The sequence below is a fragment of the Bacillus sp. FSL W7-1360 genome, assembly GCF_038592975.1.
Classification (GTDB): Bacteria; Bacillota; Bacilli; order Bacillales; family Bacillaceae_D; genus Shouchella; species Shouchella lonarensis.
Genome location: NZ_CP151950.1, coordinates 1,513,942 through 1,538,713, shown reverse-complemented (window position 1 = coordinate 1,538,713; position 24,772 = coordinate 1,513,942). Strand labels below are relative to the sequence as shown.

The window sequence follows — 24,772 nt, the reverse complement described above, 5'->3', positions numbered from 1 at the left end:
AGCAATCCTCCTTGTTCTATACTATCATATCATGTGGCAACTGTTGTTAAGTATATCATAAATCATGACGAATTGTTTCATGGTGGAGAGTGATAATTTAAGAAGAAGGAGACGTGACCAATATACTTCACATAAAAAATTTCAAAAAAGGATTGACTCCAATATTGATAGCATGATATATTATTACTTGTCGCCGCAAACGTGGAAATAAGTAGCAAAGTTCGACAATACTTATTGACTAAGGTGAAAACAAGATGTTATACTAGTGAAGTAACCTGAATCTAGCTCATTGAAAACTAAACAATAGCCAAGCGTTAAAAGAGATCAATAGATCTCAACATGTAAGCCACAAAGAAATTTGTGCATAATGAGCAAATCAAACACTTTAATGGAGAGTTTGATCCTGGCTCAGGACGAACGCTGGCGGCGTGCCTAATACATGCAAGTCGAGCGCACAGAAGGGAGCTTGCTCCCGGAAGTGAGCGGCGGACGGGTGAGTAACACGTGGGCAACCTGCCCCCTAGCCTGGGATAACTTCGGGAAACCGAAGCTAATACCGGATCATATATGGACCTACCTAGGTCAATATTAAAAGATGGCTTCTGCTATCACTAAGGGATGGGCCCGCGGCGCATTAGCTAGTTGGTGAGGTAACAGCTCACCAAGGCGACGATGCGTAGCCGACCTGAGAGGGTGATCGGCCACACTGGGACTGAGACACGGCCCAGACTCCTACGGGAGGCAGCAGTAGGGAATCTTCCGCAATGGACGAAAGTCTGACGGAGCAACGCCGCGTGAGTGAGGAAGGCCTTCGGGTCGTAAAGCTCTGTTGTGAGGGAAGAACAAGTACCGTTTGAATAAGGCGGTACCGTGACGGTACCTCACCAGAAAGCCACGGCTAACTACGTGCCAGCAGCCGCGGTAATACGTAGGTGGCAAGCGTTGTCCGGAATTATTGGGCGTAAAGCGCGCGCAGGCGGCTTCTTAAGTCTGATGTGAAATCTTGCGGCTCAACCGCAAGCGGCCATTGGAAACTGGGAAGCTTGAGTACAGAAGAGGAGAGTGGAATTCCACGTGTAGCGGTGAAATGCGTAGATATGTGGAGGAACACCAGTGGCGAAGGCGACTCTCTGGTCTGTAACTGACGCTGAGGCGCGAAAGCGTGGGGAGCAAACAGGATTAGATACCCTGGTAGTCCACGCCGTAAACGATGAGTGCTAGGTGTTAGGGGTTTCGATGCCCTTAGTGCCGAAGTAAACACATTAAGCACTCCGCCTGGGGAGTACGACCGCAAGGTTGAAACTCAAAGGAATTGACGGGGACCCGCACAAGCAGTGGAGCATGTGGTTTAATTCGAAGCAACGCGAAGAACCTTACCAGGTCTTGACATCCTTTGACCACCCTAGAGATAGGGCTTTCCCTTCGGGGACAAAGTGACAGGTGGTGCATGGTTGTCGTCAGCTCGTGTCGTGAGATGTTGGGTTAAGTCCCGCAACGAGCGCAACCCTTGATCTTAGTTGCCAGCATTCAGTTGGGCACTCTAAGGTGACTGCCGGTGACAAACCGGAGGAAGGTGGGGACGACGTCAAATCATCATGCCCCTTATGACCTGGGCTACACACGTGCTACAATGGATGGTACAAAGGGAAGCGAAACCGCGAGGTGGAGCCAATCCCATAAAGCCATTCTCAGTTCGGATTGTAGGCTGCAACTCGCCTACATGAAGCCGGAATTGCTAGTAATCGCGGATCAGCATGCCGCGGTGAATACGTTCCCGGGTCTTGTACACACCGCCCGTCACACCACGAGAGTTTGTAACACCCGAAGTCGGTGAGGGAACCTTTTGGACCCAGCCGCCTAAGGTGGGACAGATGATTGGGGTGAAGTCGTAACAAGGTAGCCGTATCGGAAGGTGCGGCTGGATCACCTCCTTTCTATGGAGTCATACTCTAGTCGATACGATTGTCGTAAGACATCGTAACGCTTGCGCTATTGTTTAGTTTTGAGTGAGCAACATCACTCAATAAATGGTTCTTTGAAAACTAAATCATGAAACAACTCAAATGAGTCATGGACACGTGCTTCGCACGAAGAAATGACGTCTAGGATGAAAGAAAGCAAACTTTTTGCTTTAGCAAGACTGACAAAGTAGACAGTGGATGGAAATCCGCCGTTGGAGTCAGTTTTCGTGGATAGAAGCGAGTAGTTCGAGGACGCAAGCGTCCGAAGGAATGCAGAGCTTATATACGCGATTGTTTTGTGAAAAGAACCGAGAAGTTCGAGGACACAAGCGTTCGAAGGAAGGAGCGTATTTTAATACGTGACTGACTGAGAAACGCGCAGTGGACGAAGAAATTCGAAGGTTATTTTTACAAAAGAAACTGACAAAGAACAACAAGGAGTTCGAGGAGATGAGTGTCTGAAGGAAGGAGCGTATTTTCAATACGTGACTGACTGAAGAACGCGAAATCGACGAAGAAATCCGCCGTTGAGTCTTTCGTCAGAGGATAAGGTAGAAAGGGCGCACGGTGAATGCCTAGGCACTAGGAGCCGAAGAAGGACGCGACGAACAGCGAAATGCTTCGGGGAGCTGTAAGTAAGCAATGATCCGGAGATCTCCGAATGGGGAAACCCACCATCCGTAATGGGATGGTACCCACATCTGAACACATAGGATGTGAGGAGGCAGACCTGGGGAACTGAAACATCTAAGTACCCAGAGGAAGAGAAAGAAAAATCGATTTCCTAAGTAGCGGCGAGCGAAACGGAAAGAGCCCAAACCAAGAGGCTAGCCTCTTGGGGTTGTAGGACACGCAACATGGAGTTACAAAGAAACGGCGTAAGTGAAGCATCTGGAAAGATGCGCGGTACAAGGTAACAGCCCTGTAGCTGAAACTTCGTTTCCTCCTGCGTGGATCCTGAGTACGGCGGGACACGAGAAACCCCGTCGGAATCCGGGAGGACCATCTCCCAAGGCTAAATACTCCCTAGTGACCGATAGTGAACCAGTACCGTGAGGGAAAGGTGAAAAGCACCCCGGAAGGGGAGTGAAAGAGATCCTGAAACCGTGTGCCTACAACTAGTCAGAGCCCGTTAATGGGTGATGGCGTGCCTTTTGTAGAATGAACCGGCGAGTTACGGTGTCGTGCAAGGTTAAGCATGAAAAAGCGGAGCCGCAGCGAAAGCGAGTCTGAATAGGGCGCTATAGTACGCCGCCGTAGACCCGAAACCGTGTGATCTACCCATGTCCAGGGTGAAGGTCGGGTAACACCGACTGGAGGCCCGAACCCACGCAAGTTGAAAATTGCGGGGATGAGGTGTGGGTAGGGGTGAAATGCCAATCGAACTCGGAAATAGCTGGTTCTCCCCGAAATAGCTTTAGGGCTAGCCTCGAGTGAAGAGTATTGGAGGTAGAGCACTGATTGGACGAGGGGTCCCCACAGGATTACCGAATTCAGTCAAACTCCGAATGCCAAATACTTATGCTCGGGAGTCAGACTGCGAGTGCTAAGATCCGTAGTCAAGAGGGAAACAGCCCAGACCATCAGCTAAGGTCCCAAAGTATACGTTAAGTGGAAAAGGATGTGGCGTTGCTTAGACAACCAGGATGTTGGCTTAGAAGCAGCCATCATTGAAAGAGTGCGTAATAGCTCACTGGTCGAGTGACGCTGCGCCGAAAATGTACCGGGGCTAAACGTATCACCGAAGCTATGGCAATCCCGTAAGGGATTGGGTAGGGGAGCGTTCCAAGGACAGTGAAGGTAGACCGAGAGGACTATTGGAGTGCTTGGAAGTGAGAATGCCGGTATGAGTAGCGAAAAGAGGGGTGAGAATCCCCTCCGTCGAAAGCCCAAGGTTTCCTGAGGAAGGCTCGTCCGCTCAGGGTAAGTCGGGACCTAAGCCGAGGCCGAAAGGCGTAGGCGATGGACAACAGGTAGAAATTCCTGTACCACCTCGTATTCGTTTGAACGATGGGGGGACGCAGAAAGGTAGGGAGAGCGCGCCGCTGGCTGAGCGCGTCGAAGCAGTGAGGCTGAAACGTAGGCAAATCCGCGTTTCATAAAGGCTGAGCTGTGACCGTGAAGGACCCTAGGGTCCGAAATCCCTGATCCTCCGCTGCCAAGAAAAGCCTCTAGTGAGAAGACAGGTGCCCGTACCGCAAACCGACACAGGTAGGCGAGAAGAGAATTCTAAGACGCGCGGGATAACTCTCGTTAAGGAACTCGGCAAAATGACCCCGTAACTTCGGGAGAAGGGGTGCTCTAATAGGGTGAATAGCCCGAGAGAGCCGCAGTGAAAAGATCCAAGCGACTGTTTAGCAAAAACACAGGTCTCTGCGAAGCCGCAAGGCGAAGTATAGGGGCTGACACCTGCCCGGTGCTGGAAGGTTAAGAGGAGGGGTTATCCCTTACGGGAGAAGCTCTGAATTGAAGCCCCAGTAAACGGCGGCCGTAACTATAACGGTCCTAAGGTAGCGAAATTCCTTGTCGGGTAAGTTCCGACCCGCACGAATGGTGTAACGACTTGGATACTGTCTCAACGAGAGACCCGGTGAAATTATAGTACCTGTGAAGATGCAGGTTACCCGCGACAGGACGGAAAGACCCCATGGAGCTTTACTGTAGCTTGATAGTGAGTGTTGGTATCGTTTGTACAGGATAGGTAGGAGCCTAGGAAGCCGGAGCGCCAGCTTCGGTGGAGGCATCGGTGGGATACTACCCTGACGGTACTGACATTCTAACCTCGACCCGTGATCCGGGTCAGGGACATTGTCAGGTGGGCAGTTTGACTGGGGCGGTCGCCTCCTAAACAGTAACGGAGGCGCCCAAAGGTTCCCTCAGAATGGTTGGAAATCATTCGTAGAGTGCAAAGGCATAAGGGAGCTTGACTGCGAGACCTACAAGTCGAGCAGGGACGAAAGTCGGGCTTAGTGATCCGGCGGTGCCGTATGGAAGGGCCGTCGCTCAACGGATAAAAGCTACCCTGGGGATAACAGGCTAATCTCCCCCAAGAGTCCACATCGACGGGGAGGTTTGGCACCTCGATGTCGGCTCGTCGCATCCTGGGGCTGTAGTAGGTCCCAAGGGTTGGGCTGTTCGCCCATTAAAGCGGCACGCGAGCTGGGTTCAGAACGTCGTGAGACAGTTCGGTCCCTATCCGTCGCGGGCGTAGGAAATTTGAGAGGAGCTGTCCTTAGTACGAGAGGACCGGGATGGACATACCGCTGGTGTACCAGTTGTTCCGCCAGGAGCATCGCTGGGTAGCTACGTATGGTCGGGATAAGTGCTGAAAGCATCTAAGCACGAAGCCCCCCTCAAGATGAGATTTCCCATGACGCAAGTCAGTAAGACCCCTTAGAGATGATGAGGTTGATAGGTCTGGAGTGGAAGTGTGGCGACACATGGAGCGGACAGATACTAATCGGTCGAGGTCTTATCCTAATATTCATCCTTACATTTGAGTCCCATGATTTAGTTTTGAGAGAATCGTTCTCTCATTATCCGGTGCTTATGGCAAAGAGGTCACACCCGTTCCCATGCCGAACACGGTCGTTAAGCTCTTTTGCGTCGATAGTAGTTGGGGGCTTCCCCCTGTGAGCGTAGATCGGTGCCGGGTCATATTTATGGAGAGCTGTCCGAGCTGGCCGAAGGAGCACGATTGGAAATCGTGTAGGCGGTTTGAAACCGTCTCGAGGGTTCGAATCCCTCGCTCTCCGCTCGTAGTATAAAGAAGAATGTATCAAAACCTTGAAAGTGTTGATAAATCAACGTTTTTGAGGTTTTTATTTTTGGGGTTTATACCAGAATGAAGTAGAATTTTTGCCCGTTTTGGTACGACTTTGGTACGGATTTGGTACCAAAGTCAGGCATGAGTCTTGTGTAGCCCGTCCATTAAATTGTTTACTTCTTGTGAATCTCTCTGCTCCATTTCGTCAATGATATGCGCGTAAACTCGAAGTGTGGTGATGACATCGGTATGTCCGAGTCGGCGAGAAACGTACTTAATATTACACTGTTTATATAAAAGAAGGGAGGCATGGGTATGGCGTAATGCATGGCAAGTGACCGGATGCACTCCTATTTTGGTACAAAACTTTTTAAGCGTTTTATTAACTGCTTCATTGCTGATCAATCTCATTTCGGAATTTATGAAAACGAGGTTCCGGTAGTTTTGTACTCGTTTTGTTTTCATCAGTTTTTGCTGATGTTTCCACAGATCCATCAGTAAGATGCCGGTGTGCTTGTCTAGAGTAATCGTGCGCTTAGAAAAATAGTTCTTGGTATTATCGAAGTCCTTTGTGTGTTTGTAGTCCCATGTTTTTTCGATTTTTACAGTTGCCATGGAGTCATTCAAAGGATCCCATTTAACGCATTCCCAGGTAAGACCCATAATTTCAGAGAAGCGGGCGCCTGTCGCGAGCGCGAATAGTAAGACGTATCTTGATATATACGATGGTTTCAGATTGTGTTTTAATTCATCGATCAGCATTTGCGCTTCCCCATAACTTAAATACTTTAAATTCTCATCTTTAGGAGCAATTTTTCCCACGACCTGCGCTTTGTAGGTAGGGTTTTTTGTGATGATTCCCTCTTCGAGAGCATCGGATAAACTACGAGACTTTGAAAAAGAAAAGGAGCGTGAACAATAATGGTCGCGATCAAAAAGGATTTCATTCCATCGAAGGCACATATCCGTCCAGGAACAAAAATCAAAGCGTCTTACATTACGGTACACGAAACGGCCAACACTGGCCGCGGCGCTGATGCGGCAAACCATGCGCGATACTTGAAGGGTGGTGCCGGCGGCAGGGATGTCAGTTGGCATTTCACGGTCGACGATCATACGATCATCCAGCACCTTCCCACAAACGAGAAGGGTTGGCATGCAGGAGGAACGGCAAATAACAAAAGCATCGGAGTGGAATTGTGTGTAAACAGCGACGGTGACTTTGGAAAGACGAAGAAAAACGCCGCTTGGCTCATTAAAAAGTTAATGAAGGAACATCGCATTTCTATTGATCGTGTTGTGACGCACAAGCACTGGACTGGCAAGCAGTGCCCAGCACGCTTGCTTAACGAATGGACTTCTTTTAAAAGATTAATTGAAGGCGGCTCATCATCAAGTGGTTCAGGTTCAACAGGCAAGAAAACAACGGAATATGTCCACTTACCCAAAACAGCAAAAACATGGCGAACGTACAAATTGAGCTTAGCGCCGGTGAAAAAGAACTCTGATTGGTCTTTGACACCTGCTCGTTATGGTGGCTTGACGTATGAAGTCCTGGGCAAACCCTACCCACATGTTGTGACGGTAAAAACAGGACGTGGTAAGCGTAATATTTATGTGGCACCAAGCACAGGGGCAAAGATTTCTCGTAAGTAAGTAGTGCTCGCGTATGTCGTCTCTCCTTAACCGCGGTTAGGGAGAGACTTTTTTTGGTTATGCAAATGAGGTTGCTCGTCATATATCAATTATTTTCCAATGATGATATGTTGAAGTTCCACGGAGTATGTCGTATGATTTGTTTTATTAGAGAGAAGAAAAGGTGGACAAATCAATACAAAGGGGAGTTTGTATGGGCTTTCTGGAACAATTTGTCATGATAGCAATCGAAGAACAAGGTCTTAGCGCTGTTGCCCTTGCTGGAGTGTTAGGGTGGCCTGTTCATGTTTTGATGCGTTTTTTTACCAAAGGGGAAATTGAATTTGAAAAAGCAGTGACCCTTTTTCGTCACGTGCACTGCGATAAATGGTATGAACTCATGGATGAGTACTGTCTTTCCGTAACGAATTCAGCCGACATCCTCCATGCGTTTGAGTATGCGTCTGCGTACAATAGACCTCATGTGACAGATAGGCTGTTGCAGATTCATAGTGATCGCAATGATATTAGCCATTGGCGCTATTTATACAGAGTGGAGCGAATGCGGCATGCCTACACATTAGATGACGCGCTGGATGTTGTTCGTGAACTTACTGGAAAAGAAGAAATGAAAGTGAAGGTATTACTCTTAAAAACACAATTGTATGCTGAAAATGGAGACCTCACAACAGCTGGCGCTATCGCAAAAAAAGCTGTCATTAAGATGAATAAGCTATCAGACTCTTTCATGAGGAAATCTTTGAAGATGAGAGCAAATTGTCTTTTAGCCGAGTCAAAGTTATTCGTAGAGGATGAGACAGAAGAAGCGCTTGCTTATGCAAATAAAGTTATTGATTCTCCTTTTGCGCCTGTTCGTATGGTAGCTGCTTCAATGCGTGTAAAAGGGTTATCATATATGTACACTTCATATAACAAAAGCATCAGCTACATAGAAGAAGCTGTCAGGTTATATGAATACGCGGGAGAAATGCACATGGCTGAAAAAATGATGAAAGAAGATTTAGCACGGGTGAAGAATGTGCACCAGCAAATCTTTGAGGAAGCAGGATTAGAAGGAGAAGAACTTGCACATCAGTATATCGTGCGTGGTGAAAAAGATAGGGCGTTAAATATCATTAGGACGCTCCGTACACAAAGTCCTTACGCTCGATTGTATCGTTCATGGATAGAAAACAATATTGATGGTGTGATACAATCCCAGCATTATTTTGCCAAACACCAGCGCGCGTTTGATTCACGACTATGCACAAAAGTATTAAGGGGTTTATGCGATAAAAGCAGCACTGCACAATAATTATTCCAGATCGTCTAATAGGTCTACTAAAAAATAAAGGTGTTTTAAAAGGACTTTTTCTTGTGTTTTGTTTAGCACTTTTCCTCTATTTATACGTTTGAAATGTTCAAGAACTTCTTCAGGTGGCATTTTTCGTAAGTCTCGATCAAACCTCTGCACAATATCTGCAGGGGTTTCTTTTTTTTCTTCTGTCTTCCCTAAGAGGTAATCAATGGAAACGTTAAATAAATGCGCTAACTTTTTAGCTAAATAATCAGGAATTGGTCGATCTCCGTTCTCGATTTTGTAGTAATGGGGGACAGATGTTCCAATTTTTTCAGCAACGGCAAGTCCGCTTAACTTTTTCCCGTCTATCACTGTTGCTTCTCGTAATTCCTTTAGTCTAGTCACAATGCTTCCCTCCTTAGGCCATACGTTTATGCGTATGTTAATAAGTGATGTGGGCTGTACAAAACAAGTTATTACCCAAAAAAAGTAAAGATATGCTTTAAAAAATTGAGCTAATAGCTGGAAAAAATAACTGAATAACTGTAAGAATCACCGTTTAAATGTAACAATGACGCACCATCAGTGTATCATACGTGCTTATGTTGCGTAAATGGATTTTTATGCTATTAGCTTACAGCCTTCACGATAAAAAAGATAAAAATATTTATTGTTTTATTTATCCTTTAGGTGTAGAATATTTGTAGACAAGTGAGCTAGGGGAGTGCGCGATGAAAAAGAGAAAAAGTAAACTCGACAGAATCCGTTTTTATATTAAGAAAGTCAATGCCTTGTATGAAACAGTTGACGCGGAACGTTTCCAGCGTCGCTATGATCGATTGAAACAATATCGACGGAAGGTATGGGAGATGTGTACGTGAAGGGGCTGTTTCAGTAGCCTCTCTTTTACTATCAATTGATTATTACGTAGGAAGCAAACGGCTGTTTTGGATCGCGATATGTTTCATTTCAGTCCAACTGCGAATATTGTCGTACGAAAAGTCAATTTATTACTCACATTTCGCATCCTTCCTATCACCCTAGGAAGGATTTTTTCATCCAATGTCGAATGATGTATAAGCAGGTATAAAGCTACCCGAAATACATAGCCAGATGAGGGATGGACATGAACATACAGATTGATGCAGTTTACCAAGCCACGTATTTGAATATGATTAGCGAGCTCATAAAACAATTGAAACTCCCAAGTAAAATCACGAACTTTGTCAATGCCAACGACCAATGTCAGGTGTCGCCAGGAGATGCTGTTCATCTATTATTGCTCGATATTCTTAGTGGCCGTCAAGCCTTGGTACATGTAGAAGAATGGGCAAAAGAGATCGATCTCCATAAACTGTTACATGAAAAAGTCGCTCCTAGCTTTTTTAATGATGACGCATTAGGAAGACATTTAGATCGCTTACATGATGCAGGCATTCACCAACTTTTATCATCGATTTTGCTGGATGTATACAAACACGAGGAGATCCCCTTGAGCGTATTTCACGGCGATACAACAAGCCTGTCCTTGTACGGCGCATACGATCGCCCAAGCCGAACACTGAACATCACAGAAGGATACAGTCGAGATAAACCCGGTTATAAGCAAATTCAATTTGGTGTTGTCGCTAATGAAGATGGCATCCCTATTTATGCGGATGTTCATGACGGAAATGAATCTGATAAAAGCTGGAATCCTCAAGTGTTAGACCAACTCCATGATCAATTCTCACAAGTCGATCTGGATGGGTTCATTTATGTAGCGGACTCAGCTGCAATGAGCGCAAAAACGTTAAAACAAGCGAAAGCTGCGGGCGCAGCGATCCTTACCCGAGGGCCGAATCATTTAAAAATCGTGAAAGCTGCACTTGAGAAAGCAGATGAGACAGACACACCATGGTCCGAGGAAATCTCCTTTGTTTCAAGCAAAAAAGGTGCCACGTACCGCTTATTTGAATGCGCTGATACATATGAGGGACATGACGTGCGACTCATCGTTGCCGAATCCAGCGCATTAGACAAGAAAAAAGAAAAGACACTAACAAAAAAACGAGAACAAGAACACGCGATGATCGAGAAGCAACAACAAAGCTGGATAAAATCACCGTTTCATTGCGAAGAGGATGCAATAAAAGCCTTTAGCGAGTGGGAAAAAGAAGCAGGTCTCTGTTTTCATACGGTTCAACCAAACATTCGCGCCACCGAGGTAACGAAGCGGAAGCGCGGCCGCCCGAAAAAAGGTGTAGAACCTGAAGTCCAAACGCACTACATCCTTGAAGTAGAGAAGACGTTTGATGAAACAGCTTTTGCACACGCAAGAAGAAAGGCTTCACGTTTTGTACTTGTCACAACAGTGCCAACCGAGTGGCAAGGAGAACCTGCGTGCCCGAAGCGTTTGCTTGAGCTTTACAAAGGACAGATCAACGTGGAGATGAACTTTCGCTTTCTCAAAAACCCTTTTTATATCGATGATGTCTATGTCCATAAACCAGAGCGTGTTCAAGTACTTGGTTACTTATTTCTTCTCGCCCTTGTCATTTATCGAGTCTTCCAACGACGTATCCGGCAACATATTACCACAGCGCATCCAATGAAAGGAGCCGGTGGTCGAACGCTAACAAAGCCTACAGGAGAGGCGATTTTTCAGCTATTTAAATACATTCAAGTGGTTGCCTTTACGCTACCAGACAACACAAAACAAAGGAGTTTTTCACGACCGCTTACGTATGAACAACAAAGGGTGTTAACCGCGCTGGGCATGGATGAATCGATTTACCTGTAATCAATTCCATATGAATGAGCCATGGAAAAAAATTTGCCTCTTCCATGGCTTTTCGGGTAGCGTTAAATCTATAGGTAAAAAAAGGAATTTAATTCTTGGTTATTCCACCTCGGAGAGGTGCGAAATGTGAGTTATTAGCAGGAATGCCAGTTGATAACGTCGAATGACTCAACTGCAGGAAAGTAATTTAGCCGAAACTGGAGAATCATGCAGAAGTAAGCAGAAGAAAGAGGTGATGTACTGACGATATTTAAATGAAAAACGGTAAATATTTTTCTGAGAAGGCTTCGTTTGTTTATTGATCGATTGTGCTACGGGTAAAGGAGGCCTTTTTACGGTGGTATTCTGTGAAGAGTACTTGTCCCCCAACCCCTGCGTAATATTGATCTAGCGCAAAGATTTTGGAAAGGGGGGAAAGGATGGAGCCCTTGTGGTACGCACTATATGTGCGATCTGGACAAGAAGAGCAGGTACGACAGCTGGTCAACAAGAATTCAGAAATATCTATTGAACGAACGCTCATACCAAAGCGAAAAATATGGGAAAAACGCCAAGGTGACTGGCATGAAGTGAGTAAAATAATGTTCCCCGGCTATATACTGCTTTGTGCTCATATGAACGTTGCTTTGTATCATCAGTTACAGTCCATACCGGGCTGTCTTAGGCTGTTGAATGCATATCGTTATCTCTTTGATTACAGTGCAGACGATGCATCAGATGTGTGGAAACAAAGTGAATGTTTTAGTGAAATCCCAGTGGAAGATATGCGTTTGTTGTTGAAGTTAACAGAACAAGGTGAAGAGATTGGCGTTTCTGAGGTTTACATTGAAAATACACGAGTTGTTGTTCATTCAGGCCCTTTGAAAGGATTTGAAGGTTGGATTAAGAAAGTAGATAAACGACAAAGGAGAGTAAAGGTGGCATTGCCTTTCATGAATGAGGTAAAAGACATGGACATGAGCGTAAAATTTATTTCAAAGAAAACTGAAACAATTCATTAACATTATGTGTTGTCGTGTGAAGAAGAGATCTTGTGACCAACGTCATATTGGTTTCCAGTTGTTTCTCAGTAAGCATATATTACACTTATAACTATTCGTTACATAATTATTATACATTATATAGGAGATGCTGCGAAATGTCTGATGATGATACTTTGCAGCATTTTCCCTCTTTGGATAGGTGTTTTTTAGACGAATTGTGATTAATTATTCAGGTACTCACGATAAATATGCCATGAAGAATAAATTTATTTGATTTTTTCGTTGACAGAACAAATATCATCGTTTATTATGTATAAGTAATAGGATCTTTGGAGAATCCAGACGATGTTTCGACTCGCTGGGGGATGTGAGGGGATATAAAACATTTACGTAGCGCAAGAAAGTCTTGGGTGAAAGGGCGAAGCCATATCCATTAATAGTCAGACTATTTTTTCTTTTGTTTGTGATAGAAAGCGCTTAAGGCATTCTATCATTTTCCCTTTCATGGAGAATAAAACTACATGTCGAAGTGTAACTAGTTTTTATTGTTGACAGAATAAACTTTGCAGTTTATTCTTTATAAGTAACAAGAGCTTTGGAGAGTTCAGGCGCCGTTCCGACTCACTGAAGGAACTTGAGGCAATATAAAATATCGATGTAGCGCAAGAAAATCTTGGGTGAAAGGGCGAAGCTGTATCTTGTAAGGCTTATTTATTTACAAGCTGAGATAACAGTCACGCTTTTTTTATTGCAACTTATTATTTTCGGTATTATTGCAATGAAAAACTGTTTTATGAAAGGAATTTTTGTTATGGAAAACGACTCGATTGTAGTGAAGGGATTTACGAAAAAATATGACAAAGTAGCTGTGGTTGATCACGTTTCTTTTGCCGTGGCAAAAAATGAAGTGTTTGGATTATTGGGTCCTAATGGTGCAGGAAAAACAACAATTATAGAATCCATCGTCGGGTTGCGCACTCCTACCTCTGGAATGATACGGATCTTAAATGAGGATCCTTTGACGAACAAATCTAAAATATTGGGAAGAATGGCGATTCAGCCTCAAGAAGCTAGCTTGTTTCCCAATCTAAAGGTAAGGGAATTACTAGAGTTGTTTTCTTCACTGTATGAAAAATCAAAACCGATCTCTGAAGTGCTTGAACTAGTAGGTCTTTCTGATAAGCAGAAAGTGGTTGTAAAGAAACTTTCAGGTGGGCAGAAACAACGTTTACTTATCGCTGTCTCACTTATTTCCGATCCAGAAGTTTTATTTTTGGATGAGCCCACTAGTTCACTTGATCCCCAGGCGCGCCGATATATCTGGGAAGTAATTCAAGAAATGAAAAGTAGAGGGCGTAGTGTACTGCTTACAACACATTCAATGGAAGAAGCAGAATCACTCTGTGATCAGGTAGCCATTTTAGATCACGGAAAGATCATTGCTCAAGGGAAACCGCAAGAATTAGTTTACAAGCACTTCCCCAAACAGCGGCTGATTTTTGAAGTGGAATCGATCCCAACCCAGGAGCAGTTGCGCCAATTAGGCATCGAAGAGTTGACTGTTTCATCAACGATCGGTAAAAAGAAAGAAGTGTGTGTCACGGCTACACCGATCACACGGCAATTGATAGACTCCCTTGTAAGTAGCGAGATTTTTGGCTCGGTGGAATGGGAAAAAATACGGATCGAAAATGGGACGTTAGAAGATGTGTTTATTGAACTGACTGGAAAATCGATCAGGGAGGGAGCATGATGAGCCAATTTAACAATGGAAAAGCTTTCTACCAACTTTTTTTAATGAATTTACGGGAGCTTATGCGCGATCCACTTACTTTTTTTATGGCTCTAGCTTTTCCATTTCTTTTTGTTCTTATCTTTGGTCTAACATCCACGATCACGGGTCAGTCCAATCAATTGAATTATACTATTGGTATTATGATGCCTGACCAGTCCACCTCTAGTATGAAGCATATTGAAGATGGATTAGGAAATCTTGAAGGGATTAAAACGAAAAGAGTTGAAGTTGGTCAAGAGAAACAAGCCATTGAAGATGAAGAAGTCAGTTCAGTAGTAGACTTATCTTTTTTTGATCAAGGGGAAATGAAGATTTATTATTCAACATCCGCTGCGATGGAAGGAAAGTTAACAAAAGAGGCTTTGTATGAACTGACTCGTGTAGAAGGATCACCTGTTATTATAGAAGAACCTTTTGGGCAAGGAGGTCCTGATATGCTGCAATACTCTCTACCAGGGATCATTGTGATGGCTTTCTTTTCCCTTGCTTTTTTTGGAACAGCCACCCCAACTATTCAATTGAGGACAGCAGGTGTACTCCGGTTAATTGGACTTACCCAGGTTTCAAAATTGATCTTTATTCTTTCACAACTTGCAGCACGTTTTTTGATCGCTGCTATTCAACTTTCCATATTATTAGTGTTGGCAGGGATGAATAACATGCTACCTATGGAAAATTTGCTCCCGATCCTACTTGTTTCCTTGCTAGGATTGTTTATGTTGTTTGCTTTAGGATACTGGGTTGGAGGAGTAGCAAACTCTATAGAAGCAGTCAGCGGCGTAGCTGGAGGGCTATTTGGTCCGCTTTTGATATTAACAGGATTATTCATGCCTTTAAAAATGTTTCCTGACTGGCTACAAACGATTTCTCTTGCTATTCCGTTAACACATTTTGGAGAGCTATTGCGTTATTACATGATCGATGAGGCGTTAAGTGTACCGATTGTCATGAGTTATTTGATTCTAGTGGTGACGATGCTGTTACTAGGATTTTTTGCTGTTCGGACGTTTAGGTGGGATCAATTAAAATAAGAGATGAGGGATGATTGTAATGCAGAGAAATTCATTGGAAAGTTTGGTTCAACCGATCGGTGGACTGATTAATCGTGTGGACCGGCTCCCTACGCACCCTGGGGAGCCTCATTTTCCTATAGATGCGGGCTCACTAGGAGATATAGCTCAAGTTCTTCCTGAGGTAGCAAAAGTAACGTGGGGGCGCTCTCTAACTGGAGAATTAGATGGTGCAGGTGGATCAATTGATCCCGAAGAGAGTCGGGTAAAAGCAATCGCGGAGACTTTAGAACGTTATGCTTGTTGCGTTTATGATGAGCGTCAATTTATTTGGGCAACAGCTAAGGAATTAGGGGGTGAGGCACTGCCTTTGGATAAAATCCCAGTATGTTCAGAAAAAGAGTTACAACACCCTAGATGCCCTGTTGTAAAACCGTCTTTTGATGCACCATTACGCTGGGTGAAAGGAATCTCTTTACATGATCAGCGCACGGTGTGGATTCCAGCGGTTATGACATATCTGAACTTGCCAGCAATCAGTATTGGGGAACGATTTTGGTTACCCATCTCTACTGGTTGTGCAGCACATACTACCATTGAAGAAGCTTTGACTAACGCGATTTGTGAAGTTGTGGAAAGAGATGCCATTTCTCTTACGTGGTATCAGAAGCTGTCACTTCCTCGAATCGAGTTTGATCAAATCCAGTCAGACATGGAGCCATATTTTTATCAAACATTTAAAGGGGGGAATATTACGCAGTACTTGTTTGATGGAACGACAGATTTAGGAATTCCTACAGTTTATTCTCTACAACTCACTCCTGAGAATAGCAAACTAGCTTCACTTATTATGTGTGCAACGGATTTAAACCCTAATCGTGCCATCACAAAGGTTATGCGGGAAGCTGCATCCTCACGAATTGCGATGCTAGCTGAACGCTCAGTTCCTGAAAACATTGATGATTTTACTAATGTGTTCCATGGCGCTACTTATATGGGAAATCCTGAGCGATTACACGCATATGATTTCCTTGTAAAATCGCCGGGGCGAAGGTTTGTTTCTGAAATGAGCAGCCTTGATACAGGTGATCGTATGAAAAATCTGACGCTCCTATTAGATCGTTTAGCGGAAAAAAATCTTGATGTGTATGCCGTTGATCTGACTACGGATGAAGCGGTACGGGCAGGTATGAGAGTAGTTCGGGTGATTATTCCTGGATTACAGCCTTTGTCATTTAGTTATCGGTGTCGGTTTTTGGGTCATCCCCGCCTTTATGAGGGGCCAAAAGCCATGGGTTATGCTGTTAAAGGAGAAGAGGAGATTAATCCATGGCCACAACCTTTTGCGTAAATTGAGAAATGTCTAAATTGAAGGGGATGGTATCGGTGTTTGATCGGTTACAGATTCAAATTGATCATGAGAGCCGTATTCCCATTTACGACCAAATCGAGTTGCAAATTAAGTCACTCATTATTGGTGGACATCTTCCCTCCGGATGCGCGTTGCCATCGCTCCGGGAGTTGGCGGCACAGGCGCCGTGTAGTGTGATTACAACTCGGCGGGTATATCAAAATTTGGAGCAGAATGGATATATCGAGACCCTGCAAGGGAAAGGGACTTTTGTGAAAGCAATGTCGGAACAAGAGCAAGAAACGCAAAAGTATATGTTGGTGAACGAAGCAGTGAAAAGAGCAATTGATATTGGGCGGAGGTGTGGTTACGCTGATTCTGCGATTAAAGAAATGTTTGTGAGAGCGTTGCGATAAATATAGGAAGATTTCTCTTTAAAAAATGTAATGAGGAAATGCTATCAGAAAATGAGGAGGAAGGTTATGAAACCTATTCATATTATAGCGGTTGGTAAATTTGGATTGGAAGTAGCGACTCAGATAGAAAAGAGAGTGGGTCATACGGTTGTTACGGAAATGCCAGAGCGTCTCCCACTTTTACCATCTGATCGATTTCCAGTTGCGCGATTACACATCCTTGCTTCGTGGAAACCCGTTTCAAGTCTATCGAAAATGATGGACAATCTGTCTTTTGCTTGGAATGTTCCCTGGATTCCTATTGTATTAAATCATCCTCAACTCCAGATTGGGCCTGTTGTAACACCAAAAGAAGGGCCTTGCTTTCATTGTTATGAAAAACGCGTCCTTCAACATTCTCCTTTTCCTGGACATATCCATGCTATGCATCATTACTATGATCAAACTCCTACAGCTGGACCGAAGGGGTACGTGAGAGCTTTTGCGGGATGGTCTGCTTCTCATATTCTTTATATTGATAGTATTTTGACTATAGGGGATGAAGACGTGTCTGGTTGCTTGTGGCAAATGGATGTGTTAACTCGTGAATCATGTCGATCTCTAGTGGTGGGAGTCCATGGTTGTCCCCGTTGTGGATTAGGTAGATCGGAAAAAGATCGGAGCGTGGATCAACTCATGATTGATATGGAGAGGGTTTCTGAGTATGCCCGTGTAAAAGAGGAGGTCTTAAACTGATGAGAAATATACCCTTAGTTTCATCTGAAGAGATGGGAAGAGCCACCCAGTTAGATCCACAGCTACGATTACCGGAAAAGCCATGTATGTCTGATGCTTTTCAGGTCATTCCTCTGCCTGATGGAATGATGGTTCATGGGGGAGAAAATTTGCAAGTTTTACGTGGAAAAGCAGCAACTCAGTTTCTCCCGCAACTGGTGCCATTATTAAATGGACAGAAGACCATTGAGGAATTATCTTATTTATTTCCGCAATATTCCTTAGAAGCGATTCGGGATGTAATCTCCCTTTTATATGTACGTGGTTTGCTGGAAGATGGTGAGGGAGATGCGGGGATCGACCTGGAGGAATACGAGCCCGAGGGATTAGCATTTTTTCGGCGTCATACTGATTCAACACGGGTGAATCGCAGTGCTGGTGAAGGACTGAACCGTTTAAAAAATACGAGTATATTGGTGTTAACTGATTCTCAGCATGGAGAAGGGATACAATCTGAGCTCCGTCATACGGGTGTTTCAAAAGTATGGCTAGGATCATTAGATGAAGAAGCAGATGTAGAAGATGCTGATTTTGTAATGGTATTTATCACGGGATGTCCCAATCATGATGTATTAAGTAGGATAGACCAGATGTGTGCGAAAAAAGGTATTCCGTGGATGTTTAGTTGTGTGAATGGAGAAAAGGGAGTTCTTGGTCCTTATTTCGAACAAGGAGAAACAGCTTGTTATCAGTGTTTCCAGAACGATTACTTTGGTAGGGAAACTGAAGATAAAAATGTTGCTGAAACACCAGCTGAATTCATTGACATGTGGGAGCAGTATATCTCAATTGAGCTAGCTTATTTTTTGTCTCGGATCGTTCCGGCAGCAACTGATTTAAATTATATCACTTTTCATTTTGCGGATTGGTTAAAAGAAGATCAACGTGTTACGCGTCGTCCCGGCTGTCCGCGATGTTTTCCGGTAGCAGGGATGTCCTCACAACCGCCTGATTTGGTTACTCGATTTGAACATGCGATCGCTTTTCCTTCCAAGCATTTAATTAATCCGAAAAGCCATCAAGTTCATTATAAAACGAGTAATATCACACTCACGCATGAATCGAAGACTTATCCAAGTGCGCTCAATACAGTTTTACCTGATGAGGCTAATCTGCCAAATGTGAAAGGAAACTTCTTAGATCAGTTGTATAACTCGGATAAACAAAAATCCGTGGAATCCTCACTTACACTCCAATCCTTGTCTCGTGTGCTGTTAAGCGGCGCGGGACAACGTGGAGCGGGCGATGGGAAAATGTCAACCAATCAGAAAAATCAACGCTGGGCGCCGACAGGAGGAAATCTCGGATCTGTACAAATCTATGTATGGGTGAGGTCTGTAGCAGACATTCCAGCCAACCTATATTACTACCAACCAAACGGTCATATGTTGAGTCGCGTTGGAGCAAAATTAAGCACAGCTGATGTAGAGGAAACGATAAAGAGAAGCATTTTTCTTCCTGGTGAAAACCTACCAGGAGCGCTCGTTGTGTTAACAGGCGCTTATCGTCGAGTGGCCAGTAAATATCATGCGTTTGCTTATCGTGTTATTCATCTGGATGCAGGTGTTGCGCTGGCACAGATGCGCGCTGTGTCGATGGGATTAGGTTTGGAAATGAGAGTACAGCATCACTGGAATGAACAAGTGATTGCAAACGATTTAGATGTTAATCTACTGGATGAACCAATCACGGCTGCTTTTGTATTGAGTGGGAAGGAGGAGAAGTAGGTGGCGGATTATAGACAGTTTGAATTGGTTGAGCGTTTAATCGAAGCGAGTGGACAGTTTCATCTTACAGGAAAGGACGATATACAGTCTTTAGGATGGAAACATGCCCATGATGGAGAGAACATCTTTCTACCTACTATAAAAAAGGGTGGTTTTGGGCTACAAGAGGCCCTCGAGAAGAGGATGGCTATAAGAATGTATGACTTTGCGCCGGTTGATCTTGAGGATATAGGAACGGTCTTATCGGCATCCGTGGAAGGCGATATGTTAGATTGGTCTGAGCAGAGAGAGGTAGGAATCGATCTATCTGTGTTCGTCATTTCTTGGCGTGTCGATGGATTGGACTGTCCAGCTGTGTATCGTTATCAGAAAGATCATCATGCACTTATCAAAGTAGGAGAAGCGCCGTCGCAAGAGGAAGGGGGGAAATTGTTTTTGCAAAAGGAATTTTCCTGGGCTCCGGCAGTTGTAGTGATCTCAGGTTCCCTTCGGACATCTGTTGACTATTATGGGAGTCATGGGTATCGCCATTTGCTAATTCGTGGTGGTGCAGCAGGATATCGAGCCTGGCTAGCCGCTTTAACTTTAGGGTACGAGGGGAGTGTATTTGCAGGAATGTTGCCAGTATCTGCAAGGGAGCTCCTAAAAATAGATGGGCACAATGAGGCGCAGCTATTCGCCTTTTCGTTTGGAAGACCGGTCCGTTTTGCATGACGGAGATTTTGTACTGAAAGGAGGTGGTATCTTTGCAGCAGGCGCATGAATTAGAGTTGTTTGCAGAAGAATTGCCAAGTCAAATCGACTTAGCCGTTCCAGCAGGTACATGGACAAGCGCTACTACAGCTACTAGTGCGTCTTGTCCAGCGTCGAGTGCGAGTTCACTTTCGACTGCATCCTCAGCGGGATAACTTGTGCTGGGTGAAATGAAAGGAGGTGATAGATATGGAGCAGAAGCATGAATTAGAGTTGTTTGCAGAAGAACTACCTGTTCAACTTGATTTAGCTGTCTCAGATGCTGGTGTAGGAACTATGAGTTCAGCTGCTACTGTCGGAGGGACCTGTGTAAGTTCACTCGGTACTCTATCGTGGCCGGGGTAACTTGTGTTCTTGAATGAAAGGAGGAGAAAAATGGGCTTGAATGATTCGACACAGAAGTTAGAATTATTTGCTGAAGAATTGCCAGAGCAACACTCACTTGGAGGTTTCCAAACAGCTGCTAGCGCTTCAAGTGCAGGGACTTTTTCTTGCCCGGGTTGTGTCATGTGTGCTGGGTGTTTTTCGTCTGTGGGAGGCTAATTCGTCTATAAAAAATGAAAGGGGTAATATCCATGCAACAGACCCATGAATTAGAGTTGTTTGCTGAAGAACTGCCTGAACAAGTTGATTTAGCAGCCGTAGCTGCTTCTTTAAGCAGTGCTTCCTCAGTCTCTACCGCGTCTTGTCCATTGACAACAGCTTCTTCATCAACTTCCGTTAGCACGGTAGGCTAGGTTCAAAGGCATACACCAACCGCCATTGGTGTATGCCTTCATTATAAAAGGTTAGGAAACATTAGTCAAAAGCAAGGCTTGATAAAGAAAAAAAGGAGGGCCAAGTATATGCTTCAAGCGGAACAGAATTGTGGGACTGAGGCTTCTTTTCTTATGTCTTCTCCTCTTCAATTGATCGATGAGGTAGAGCTCATTCAAGGAGCTAACGATCAATACATGCTTTTTCATGCAGTTAAGCAGAATTATGTTCGGATTCCAGTCGTGGGGGTAATGGTAATTAATATGCTTGACGGTCACACGACAGGACACGATGTAGTAAAAAGGCTGGAAGAAAAGTACCCGACACAGCAGAACATATACGATGTTGTCCATCACTTTTTTTCTGTTTTACGTAGATCCGGTGTTTTAAACTTGGAGCCAGAAGAAGAATATGGTTTGGGACGATTTGTTAGAAACAAGGTGAATCGGCCGATCTATCGGCTTCCACTTGTTAAATCTCTGGACCTTTTAAATAGATCCCTTGAGTATATTGTAGGGTATGTTCGAACGGTACCAAAAACGATTTTGCATGCTGTTGTTGTTGTATTATTATTAAGTTCTTTGCTCAGTATTGTGCTTAGTATATATCATACCGATATGGTCTCGAAAATTCATTGGGTGTCTTGGCCATTACTTATCGTTGCTATTATCTTACATCTTGTTGTTCACGAGCTGTCTCATGCTTTTGCTTGTGCATACTATGGAACTAGAATCCGCGAGGCGGGGGTAGGTCTTTTATACTATTTTATACCAGTGGCATACGTAGATCGTACGGATTCGTATCGAATCAAAAAGAAAAAAGGTAGAGCAATGATTGCGTTAGCAGGCCCAGGGTGGGATCTATTTGCAGCAGGCATTTGGGCGATGCTAGCGATGTGGTTGGGCGGTTCACCGTGGGGGGCAACTGCCTACATGATTGCGATGATGTTGTTGCTTTTGTTTATAAGTAATCTTAATTTGCTTTTGCCAACAGATGGATATCATGCGTTTGAAGCAGCAACGGGAGAATTATCTTTGCGCAATCGCTCGTTAAAATATTTATATTTGAAAATGACACGGAAGCCACTCTCGAATTTATTTCAAAATGTAAGTAAGTCTCGACGCTTTATTTATTTATTGTATGCGGTTCTCTCTTTCTGTTATGTGTTTTTTCTGCTTTCAATGTTTATATACGCTGGATATAGTGTTTACCAACATATGAGGTGATGAGATGTCTGATTATAAACACGTTGAAATAGCTCCGTTTCTGTTAGCTCGTGTGGCTGGAGGAGATTCTAGCAAGGTAGACGGGATTTTATTGACCAAAACAGTAGATGTAATTCACAAAATTATTCAGCAAGAGGTGTATATGGAGTCGGTAAAAGAATCGATCGAAGGTATGATATTCGAACTGGTTCCTACTTTGACCGATGAGGAGAAACCCTTGCTGCGATTCATTTTAAAATTTAAACGAGATGTGCACAATCAACGTTTGCCTAAGATGAATCGGGGCCACTTTGATCAGCTTCTTCGTAAGTTAGGAAATCAAAAATCGGAGGAGATAAAGGGCTGGTATCAAGCAGCTTTCGATAGAGATAAGTGTGTGCGTGAAGTCAGTGATCTGTTTGAACAAGAAGTCTCAAAAGCAAGTGTCCAGTTGGCAAAGTTAATGGGAAATCCAGAGTGGCAAAAAGGATTGATATTGGCTAATACGGAATATATACGTTCCTATAAGGCAGATCGTTTGAAAAAATGGATGCCGAGAAATCAATATGCGCGCTCAAGTATGTCATATCTAAGCCGGATCGTAACGAAGACAAGTCCGTTTAGCACGCTGACTCCGTTGGGACTAACAACTTTTGATGATAAGCAATCAGATTCTCTTCGAACAGGTGGGATCCGTTCGAAGAGTAAAATTACACAGGCGTTGGCTACAAGTATTGTTTTTGGTCTTGTGAAAGACCAAGTATTTTCTACACTCTTTAATTATGAGTGTAATCTTTCTATCCGGCAATCAAATGAAAAGATAAGTTATTTCAAATCGAATTATACGGTATTAAATGGATTTTCTTGGCGACAGGACCATCTCCGTACACAAGAGATGGATCAAGACCTTGTTCAGGTCTTGAAATATCTTTGTGGACGGCGGGTCCTTACATACGATCAAATTCAGGAGGTCGTATCGATTTCCGATTCCGATTGGACTTTTCAAAGATTATTAGACGAGCAGTGGATTCGTCCAATTCTTCCTTTTTCGCGTCGAGATCAACATACACTTCTGTCCATTGCAGAAGTGTTAGAAGGGAAAACGGATAGAATGACGGGTCAAGTGGCCTGTTGTCTCCAACAGATTGATGCTTGTGTTGAAAAAATAAGCACAAGTGATGCGGCGGAACGGTTACGTTTATTAGGATGCGTGGAAAAGCTTATTCAAAAAGTGGGGGATTTGTTATCGATTGATTTAGAGGCATATTTCAAGAAAAGCAACTATATCTATGAAGATGTTTGTACGGACAAGAGACTTCCTCCACTGGGATGCCATATACAAGAAGACTTACACAAGATAGGCAGAATGATGCGCCCCTACATGTTTCGCACACACGTGTATGATCTTCTTGTCAAACATTTCGTTGAACGATATGGTGATGGCGGCACTTGTTACGACATAGAAGATTTTCTGATTAGTTTTGATCAACGAAAAGATACTGCGCGGTTGATTAAAAAAGCTTTTATGCAGGATAGGAAAACGGCTCTGGATGTAGAAGAGGGAAGGGCTATTTCTCCTATTAGTGATAGCTCAGCTCCTCCTAGTGCAACCGTTTTTTTTCAAATTTCTTCTTCAAGCATTGATAGTGTTCGGGACGGAGATTATACATTGGTTATCAATCAAGTGAACCCCGGGCTAGGCGGATTATTGTCACGTTTTGTATCATTATTTGATTCGGGCGGTGGGAATTTTTCGTATCATCTGAGAACATGGCTAGAGAAGATGTACCCGCATGCCCACATTTTAGACCTCCCGATAGTGGCTGATTTCAGTAGCTTACAGATAGATTCAGGTGTGACAGAGCAATCGCTAAGGTGGTCTGGAGAAAACCCTACTAATGAGATTGTTCCAGATCTTTTACTTAAAGATTTACGCTTAGTACATTTGGAGGATAATACGCTTGTTCTAATTGACAAGAATGATGAGGTCGTTGCTCCACAGTACCTCGGGGCGATCCCGCATTATTTATTGAACAGCGTTATGGGTCACTTTATGACAATTATAAATCCCTGGATCAATGCTTTCCAAACCAATTGGTCGGTAAGCCCATTGTTTTCCTCCCCTCAACCTGTTGAGGAGGTTCAATTCTATCCTCGAATTCAAGAGGGACGGATCGTGTTAAGACGTGCTCGGTGGAGGATTCCTCTATATCTATTTCCTTTGCAAGAGGCAGGCGAGAAAGACGAGATGTACTTCTTACGATTGAAAAAATGGCAGCATGAACACCAAATTCCTGATGAGGTATTTATTGCTGGAGAGCGAACGAGTATTTCATTTGAGGCTAAGAAGAGGAAACCAATGTGGTTTAATTTTAATAGTTATCATGCGATTGAAGCGGCTATAAAATCAATTGTTACAGACGACCTACTGGTTATTACATTCACCGAGGCTCACCCGACCCGCGCTGATTATTGGGTGGGTGGAAACAATGGTCGATATGCTTCAGAGTTTTTATCGTTGATGCGCTGGTCAAGGCGATAAGTTTGCTAAACACAGG

20 protein-coding genes, 1 tRNA gene and 3 rRNA genes are annotated in these 24,772 nt (G+C 43.9%); 22 read left to right on the top strand and 2 right to left on the bottom strand.

Annotated elements, in window-relative coordinates:
* Positions 1–385 precede the first annotated feature (385 nt).
* The 4 genes from NSQ26_RS07845 to NSQ26_RS07830 all read left to right on the top strand — a co-directional run bounded on the left by NSQ26_RS07845 (position 386) and on the right by NSQ26_RS07830 (position 5,716).
* Positions 386–1,934 (top strand): 16S ribosomal RNA (locus tag NSQ26_RS07845).
* Positions 1,935–2,505: 571 nt separating this feature from the next.
* Positions 2,506–5,441 (top strand): 23S ribosomal RNA (locus tag NSQ26_RS07840).
* Positions 5,442–5,500: 59 nt separating this feature from the next.
* Positions 5,501–5,616 (top strand): 5S ribosomal RNA (rrf, locus tag NSQ26_RS07835).
* Together the 16S, 23S and 5S rRNA genes with 1 tRNA gene alongside form the textbook arrangement of a ribosomal RNA operon.
* Positions 5,617–5,625: 9 nt before the next feature.
* A tRNA-Ser gene (locus NSQ26_RS07830) sits at positions 5,626–5,716 on the top strand.
* Positions 5,717–5,862: 146 nt separating this feature from the next.
* Here the strand turns inward: NSQ26_RS07830 and NSQ26_RS07825 are convergent.
* Positions 5,863–6,489, bottom strand: coding sequence for a site-specific integrase (locus NSQ26_RS07825; protein ID WP_499720016.1), 627 nt, complete (start codon positions 6,487–6,489; stop codon positions 5,863–5,865).
* Between the two features lie 159 nt (positions 6,490–6,648).
* Between NSQ26_RS07825 and NSQ26_RS07820 the strand changes: the two genes are divergently transcribed.
* Complete coding sequence (locus NSQ26_RS07820) at positions 6,649–7,383, top strand: peptidoglycan recognition protein family protein (protein WP_499717756.1); 735 nt, start codon at positions 6,649–6,651, stop codon at positions 7,381–7,383.
* A 193-nt stretch (positions 7,384–7,576) separates the two neighbouring features.
* The gene (locus NSQ26_RS07815) at positions 7,577–8,677 is read left to right on the top strand and encodes an AimR family lysis-lysogeny pheromone receptor (RefSeq protein WP_499717755.1); all 1,101 of its coding nucleotides are present in this window, start codon (positions 7,577–7,579) and stop codon (positions 8,675–8,677) included.
* Here NSQ26_RS07815 and NSQ26_RS07810 read toward each other — a convergent pair whose 3' ends face one another.
* Positions 8,678–9,067 (bottom strand): helix-turn-helix domain-containing protein, encoded by a 390-nt coding sequence (locus tag NSQ26_RS07810; protein WP_499717754.1) that lies wholly within the window; start codon positions 9,065–9,067, stop codon positions 8,678–8,680.
* A 326-nt stretch (positions 9,068–9,393) separates the two neighbouring features.
* On the opposite strand from NSQ26_RS07810, the gene NSQ26_RS07805 reads away from it, so the two are divergent.
* The 16 genes from NSQ26_RS07805 (at position 9,394) to NSQ26_RS07730 (ending at position 24,756) form a co-directional block, all read left to right on the top strand.
* Positions 9,394–9,543 carry a hypothetical protein gene (locus NSQ26_RS07805; RefSeq protein WP_499717753.1) on the top strand — a complete coding sequence of 50 codons (150 nt, stop codon included), beginning with the start codon at positions 9,394–9,396 and terminating at the stop codon, positions 9,541–9,543.
* 245 nt (positions 9,544–9,788) lie between these two features.
* On the top strand, positions 9,789–11,444 hold the full coding sequence (locus NSQ26_RS07800) for an IS1634 family transposase (RefSeq protein WP_499717752.1): 1,656 nt from the start codon (positions 9,789–9,791) through the stop codon (positions 11,442–11,444).
* A gap of 419 nt (positions 11,445–11,863) precedes the next feature.
* Positions 11,864–12,445: an antiterminator LoaP gene (gene loaP / locus NSQ26_RS07795; RefSeq protein WP_499717751.1), complete on the top strand. Its 582-nt coding sequence runs from the start codon at positions 11,864–11,866 to the stop codon at positions 12,443–12,445.
* Positions 12,446–13,238: 793 nt separating this feature from the next.
* The gene (locus NSQ26_RS07790) at positions 13,239–14,180 is read left to right on the top strand and encodes an ABC transporter ATP-binding protein (protein ID WP_499717750.1); all 942 of its coding nucleotides are present in this window, start codon (positions 13,239–13,241) and stop codon (positions 14,178–14,180) included.
* On the top strand, positions 14,180–15,253 hold the full coding sequence (locus NSQ26_RS07785; RefSeq protein ID WP_499717749.1) for an ABC transporter permease: 1,074 nt from the start codon (positions 14,180–14,182) through the stop codon (positions 15,251–15,253). The genes NSQ26_RS07790 and NSQ26_RS07785 overlap by 1 nt, the downstream gene beginning before the upstream one ends.
* Before the next feature lie 10 nt (positions 15,254–15,263).
* The gene (locus tag NSQ26_RS07780; protein WP_499717748.1) at positions 15,264–16,583 is read left to right on the top strand and encodes a YcaO-like family protein; all 1,320 of its coding nucleotides are present in this window, start codon (positions 15,264–15,266) and stop codon (positions 16,581–16,583) included.
* 35 nt (positions 16,584–16,618) lie between these two features.
* On the top strand, positions 16,619–16,999 hold the full coding sequence (locus tag NSQ26_RS07775) for a GntR family transcriptional regulator (protein WP_499717747.1): 381 nt from the start codon (positions 16,619–16,621) through the stop codon (positions 16,997–16,999).
* 66 nt (positions 17,000–17,065) lie between these two features.
* Positions 17,066–17,734, top strand: coding sequence for a TOMM precursor leader peptide-binding protein (locus NSQ26_RS07770; protein ID WP_499717746.1), 669 nt, complete (start codon positions 17,066–17,068; stop codon positions 17,732–17,734).
* A complete protein-coding gene (locus NSQ26_RS07765) occupies positions 17,734–19,500 on the top strand; it encodes a SagB family peptide dehydrogenase (protein WP_499717745.1) in 1,767 nt (588 codons plus the stop codon). The genes NSQ26_RS07770 and NSQ26_RS07765 overlap by 1 nt, the downstream gene beginning before the upstream one ends.
* Positions 19,501–20,214: a nitroreductase family protein gene (locus NSQ26_RS07760; RefSeq protein WP_499717743.1), complete on the top strand. Its 714-nt coding sequence runs from the start codon at positions 19,501–19,503 to the stop codon at positions 20,212–20,214.
* 32 nt (positions 20,215–20,246) lie between these two features.
* A complete protein-coding gene (locus NSQ26_RS07755) occupies positions 20,247–20,408 on the top strand; it encodes a thiocillin family RiPP (protein WP_499717742.1) in 162 nt (53 codons plus the stop codon).
* Positions 20,409–20,442: 34 nt separating this feature from the next.
* Entirely contained in the window at positions 20,443–20,598 is a 156-nt protein-coding gene (locus tag NSQ26_RS07750; protein ID WP_499717741.1) for a thiocillin family RiPP, read from the top strand.
* 30 nt (positions 20,599–20,628) lie between these two features.
* The gene (locus tag NSQ26_RS07745; RefSeq protein ID WP_499717740.1) at positions 20,629–20,796 is read left to right on the top strand and encodes a thiocillin family RiPP; all 168 of its coding nucleotides are present in this window, start codon (positions 20,629–20,631) and stop codon (positions 20,794–20,796) included.
* Positions 20,797–20,828: 32 nt separating this feature from the next.
* Positions 20,829–20,990, top strand: a complete 162-nt coding sequence (locus NSQ26_RS07740) for a thiocillin family RiPP (RefSeq protein ID WP_499717739.1) — start codon at positions 20,829–20,831, stop codon at positions 20,988–20,990.
* Between the two features lie 108 nt (positions 20,991–21,098).
* The gene (locus tag NSQ26_RS07735) at positions 21,099–22,235 is read left to right on the top strand and encodes a PqqD family peptide modification chaperone (RefSeq protein WP_499717738.1); all 1,137 of its coding nucleotides are present in this window, start codon (positions 21,099–21,101) and stop codon (positions 22,233–22,235) included.
* Positions 22,236–22,239: 4 nt separating this feature from the next.
* Positions 22,240–24,756 carry a lantibiotic dehydratase gene (locus NSQ26_RS07730; RefSeq protein WP_499717737.1) on the top strand — a complete coding sequence of 839 codons (2,517 nt, stop codon included), beginning with the start codon at positions 22,240–22,242 and terminating at the stop codon, positions 24,754–24,756.
* Positions 24,757–24,772: the final 16 nt, after the last annotated feature.

What these genes read in the sequence shown, in the direction of transcription:
- NSQ26_RS07825 (WP_499720016.1), bottom strand. Translation starts at nt 6,489, where the DNA reads ATGCTGATCGATGAATTAAAACACAATCTGAAACCATCGTATATATCA.
- NSQ26_RS07820 (WP_499717756.1), top strand. Translation starts at nt 6,649, where the DNA reads ATGGTCGCGATCAAAAAGGATTTCATTCCATCGAAGGCACATATCCGT.
- NSQ26_RS07815 (WP_499717755.1), top strand. Translation starts at nt 7,577, where the DNA reads ATGGGCTTTCTGGAACAATTTGTCATGATAGCAATCGAAGAACAAGGT.
- NSQ26_RS07805 (WP_499717753.1), top strand. Translation starts at nt 9,394, where the DNA reads ATGAAAAAGAGAAAAAGTAAACTCGACAGAATCCGTTTTTATATTAAG.
- NSQ26_RS07800 (WP_499717752.1), top strand. Translation starts at nt 9,789, where the DNA reads ATGAACATACAGATTGATGCAGTTTACCAAGCCACGTATTTGAATATG.
- loaP (WP_499717751.1), top strand. Translation starts at nt 11,864, where the DNA reads ATGGAGCCCTTGTGGTACGCACTATATGTGCGATCTGGACAAGAAGAG.
- NSQ26_RS07790 (WP_499717750.1), top strand. Translation starts at nt 13,239, where the DNA reads ATGGAAAACGACTCGATTGTAGTGAAGGGATTTACGAAAAAATATGAC.
- NSQ26_RS07785 (WP_499717749.1), top strand. Translation starts at nt 14,180, where the DNA reads ATGAGCCAATTTAACAATGGAAAAGCTTTCTACCAACTTTTTTTAATG.
- NSQ26_RS07780 (WP_499717748.1), top strand. Translation starts at nt 15,264, where the DNA reads ATGATTGTAATGCAGAGAAATTCATTGGAAAGTTTGGTTCAACCGATC.
- NSQ26_RS07770 (WP_499717746.1), top strand. Translation starts at nt 17,066, where the DNA reads ATGAAACCTATTCATATTATAGCGGTTGGTAAATTTGGATTGGAAGTA.
- NSQ26_RS07765 (WP_499717745.1), top strand. Translation starts at nt 17,734, where the DNA reads ATGAGAAATATACCCTTAGTTTCATCTGAAGAGATGGGAAGAGCCACC.
- NSQ26_RS07750 (WP_499717741.1), top strand. Translation starts at nt 20,443, where the DNA reads ATGGAGCAGAAGCATGAATTAGAGTTGTTTGCAGAAGAACTACCTGTT.
- NSQ26_RS07745 (WP_499717740.1), top strand. Translation starts at nt 20,629, where the DNA reads ATGGGCTTGAATGATTCGACACAGAAGTTAGAATTATTTGCTGAAGAA.
- NSQ26_RS07740 (WP_499717739.1), top strand. Translation starts at nt 20,829, where the DNA reads ATGCAACAGACCCATGAATTAGAGTTGTTTGCTGAAGAACTGCCTGAA.
- NSQ26_RS07735 (WP_499717738.1), top strand. Translation starts at nt 21,099, where the DNA reads ATGCTTCAAGCGGAACAGAATTGTGGGACTGAGGCTTCTTTTCTTATG.
- NSQ26_RS07730 (WP_499717737.1), top strand. Translation starts at nt 22,240, where the DNA reads ATGTCTGATTATAAACACGTTGAAATAGCTCCGTTTCTGTTAGCTCGT.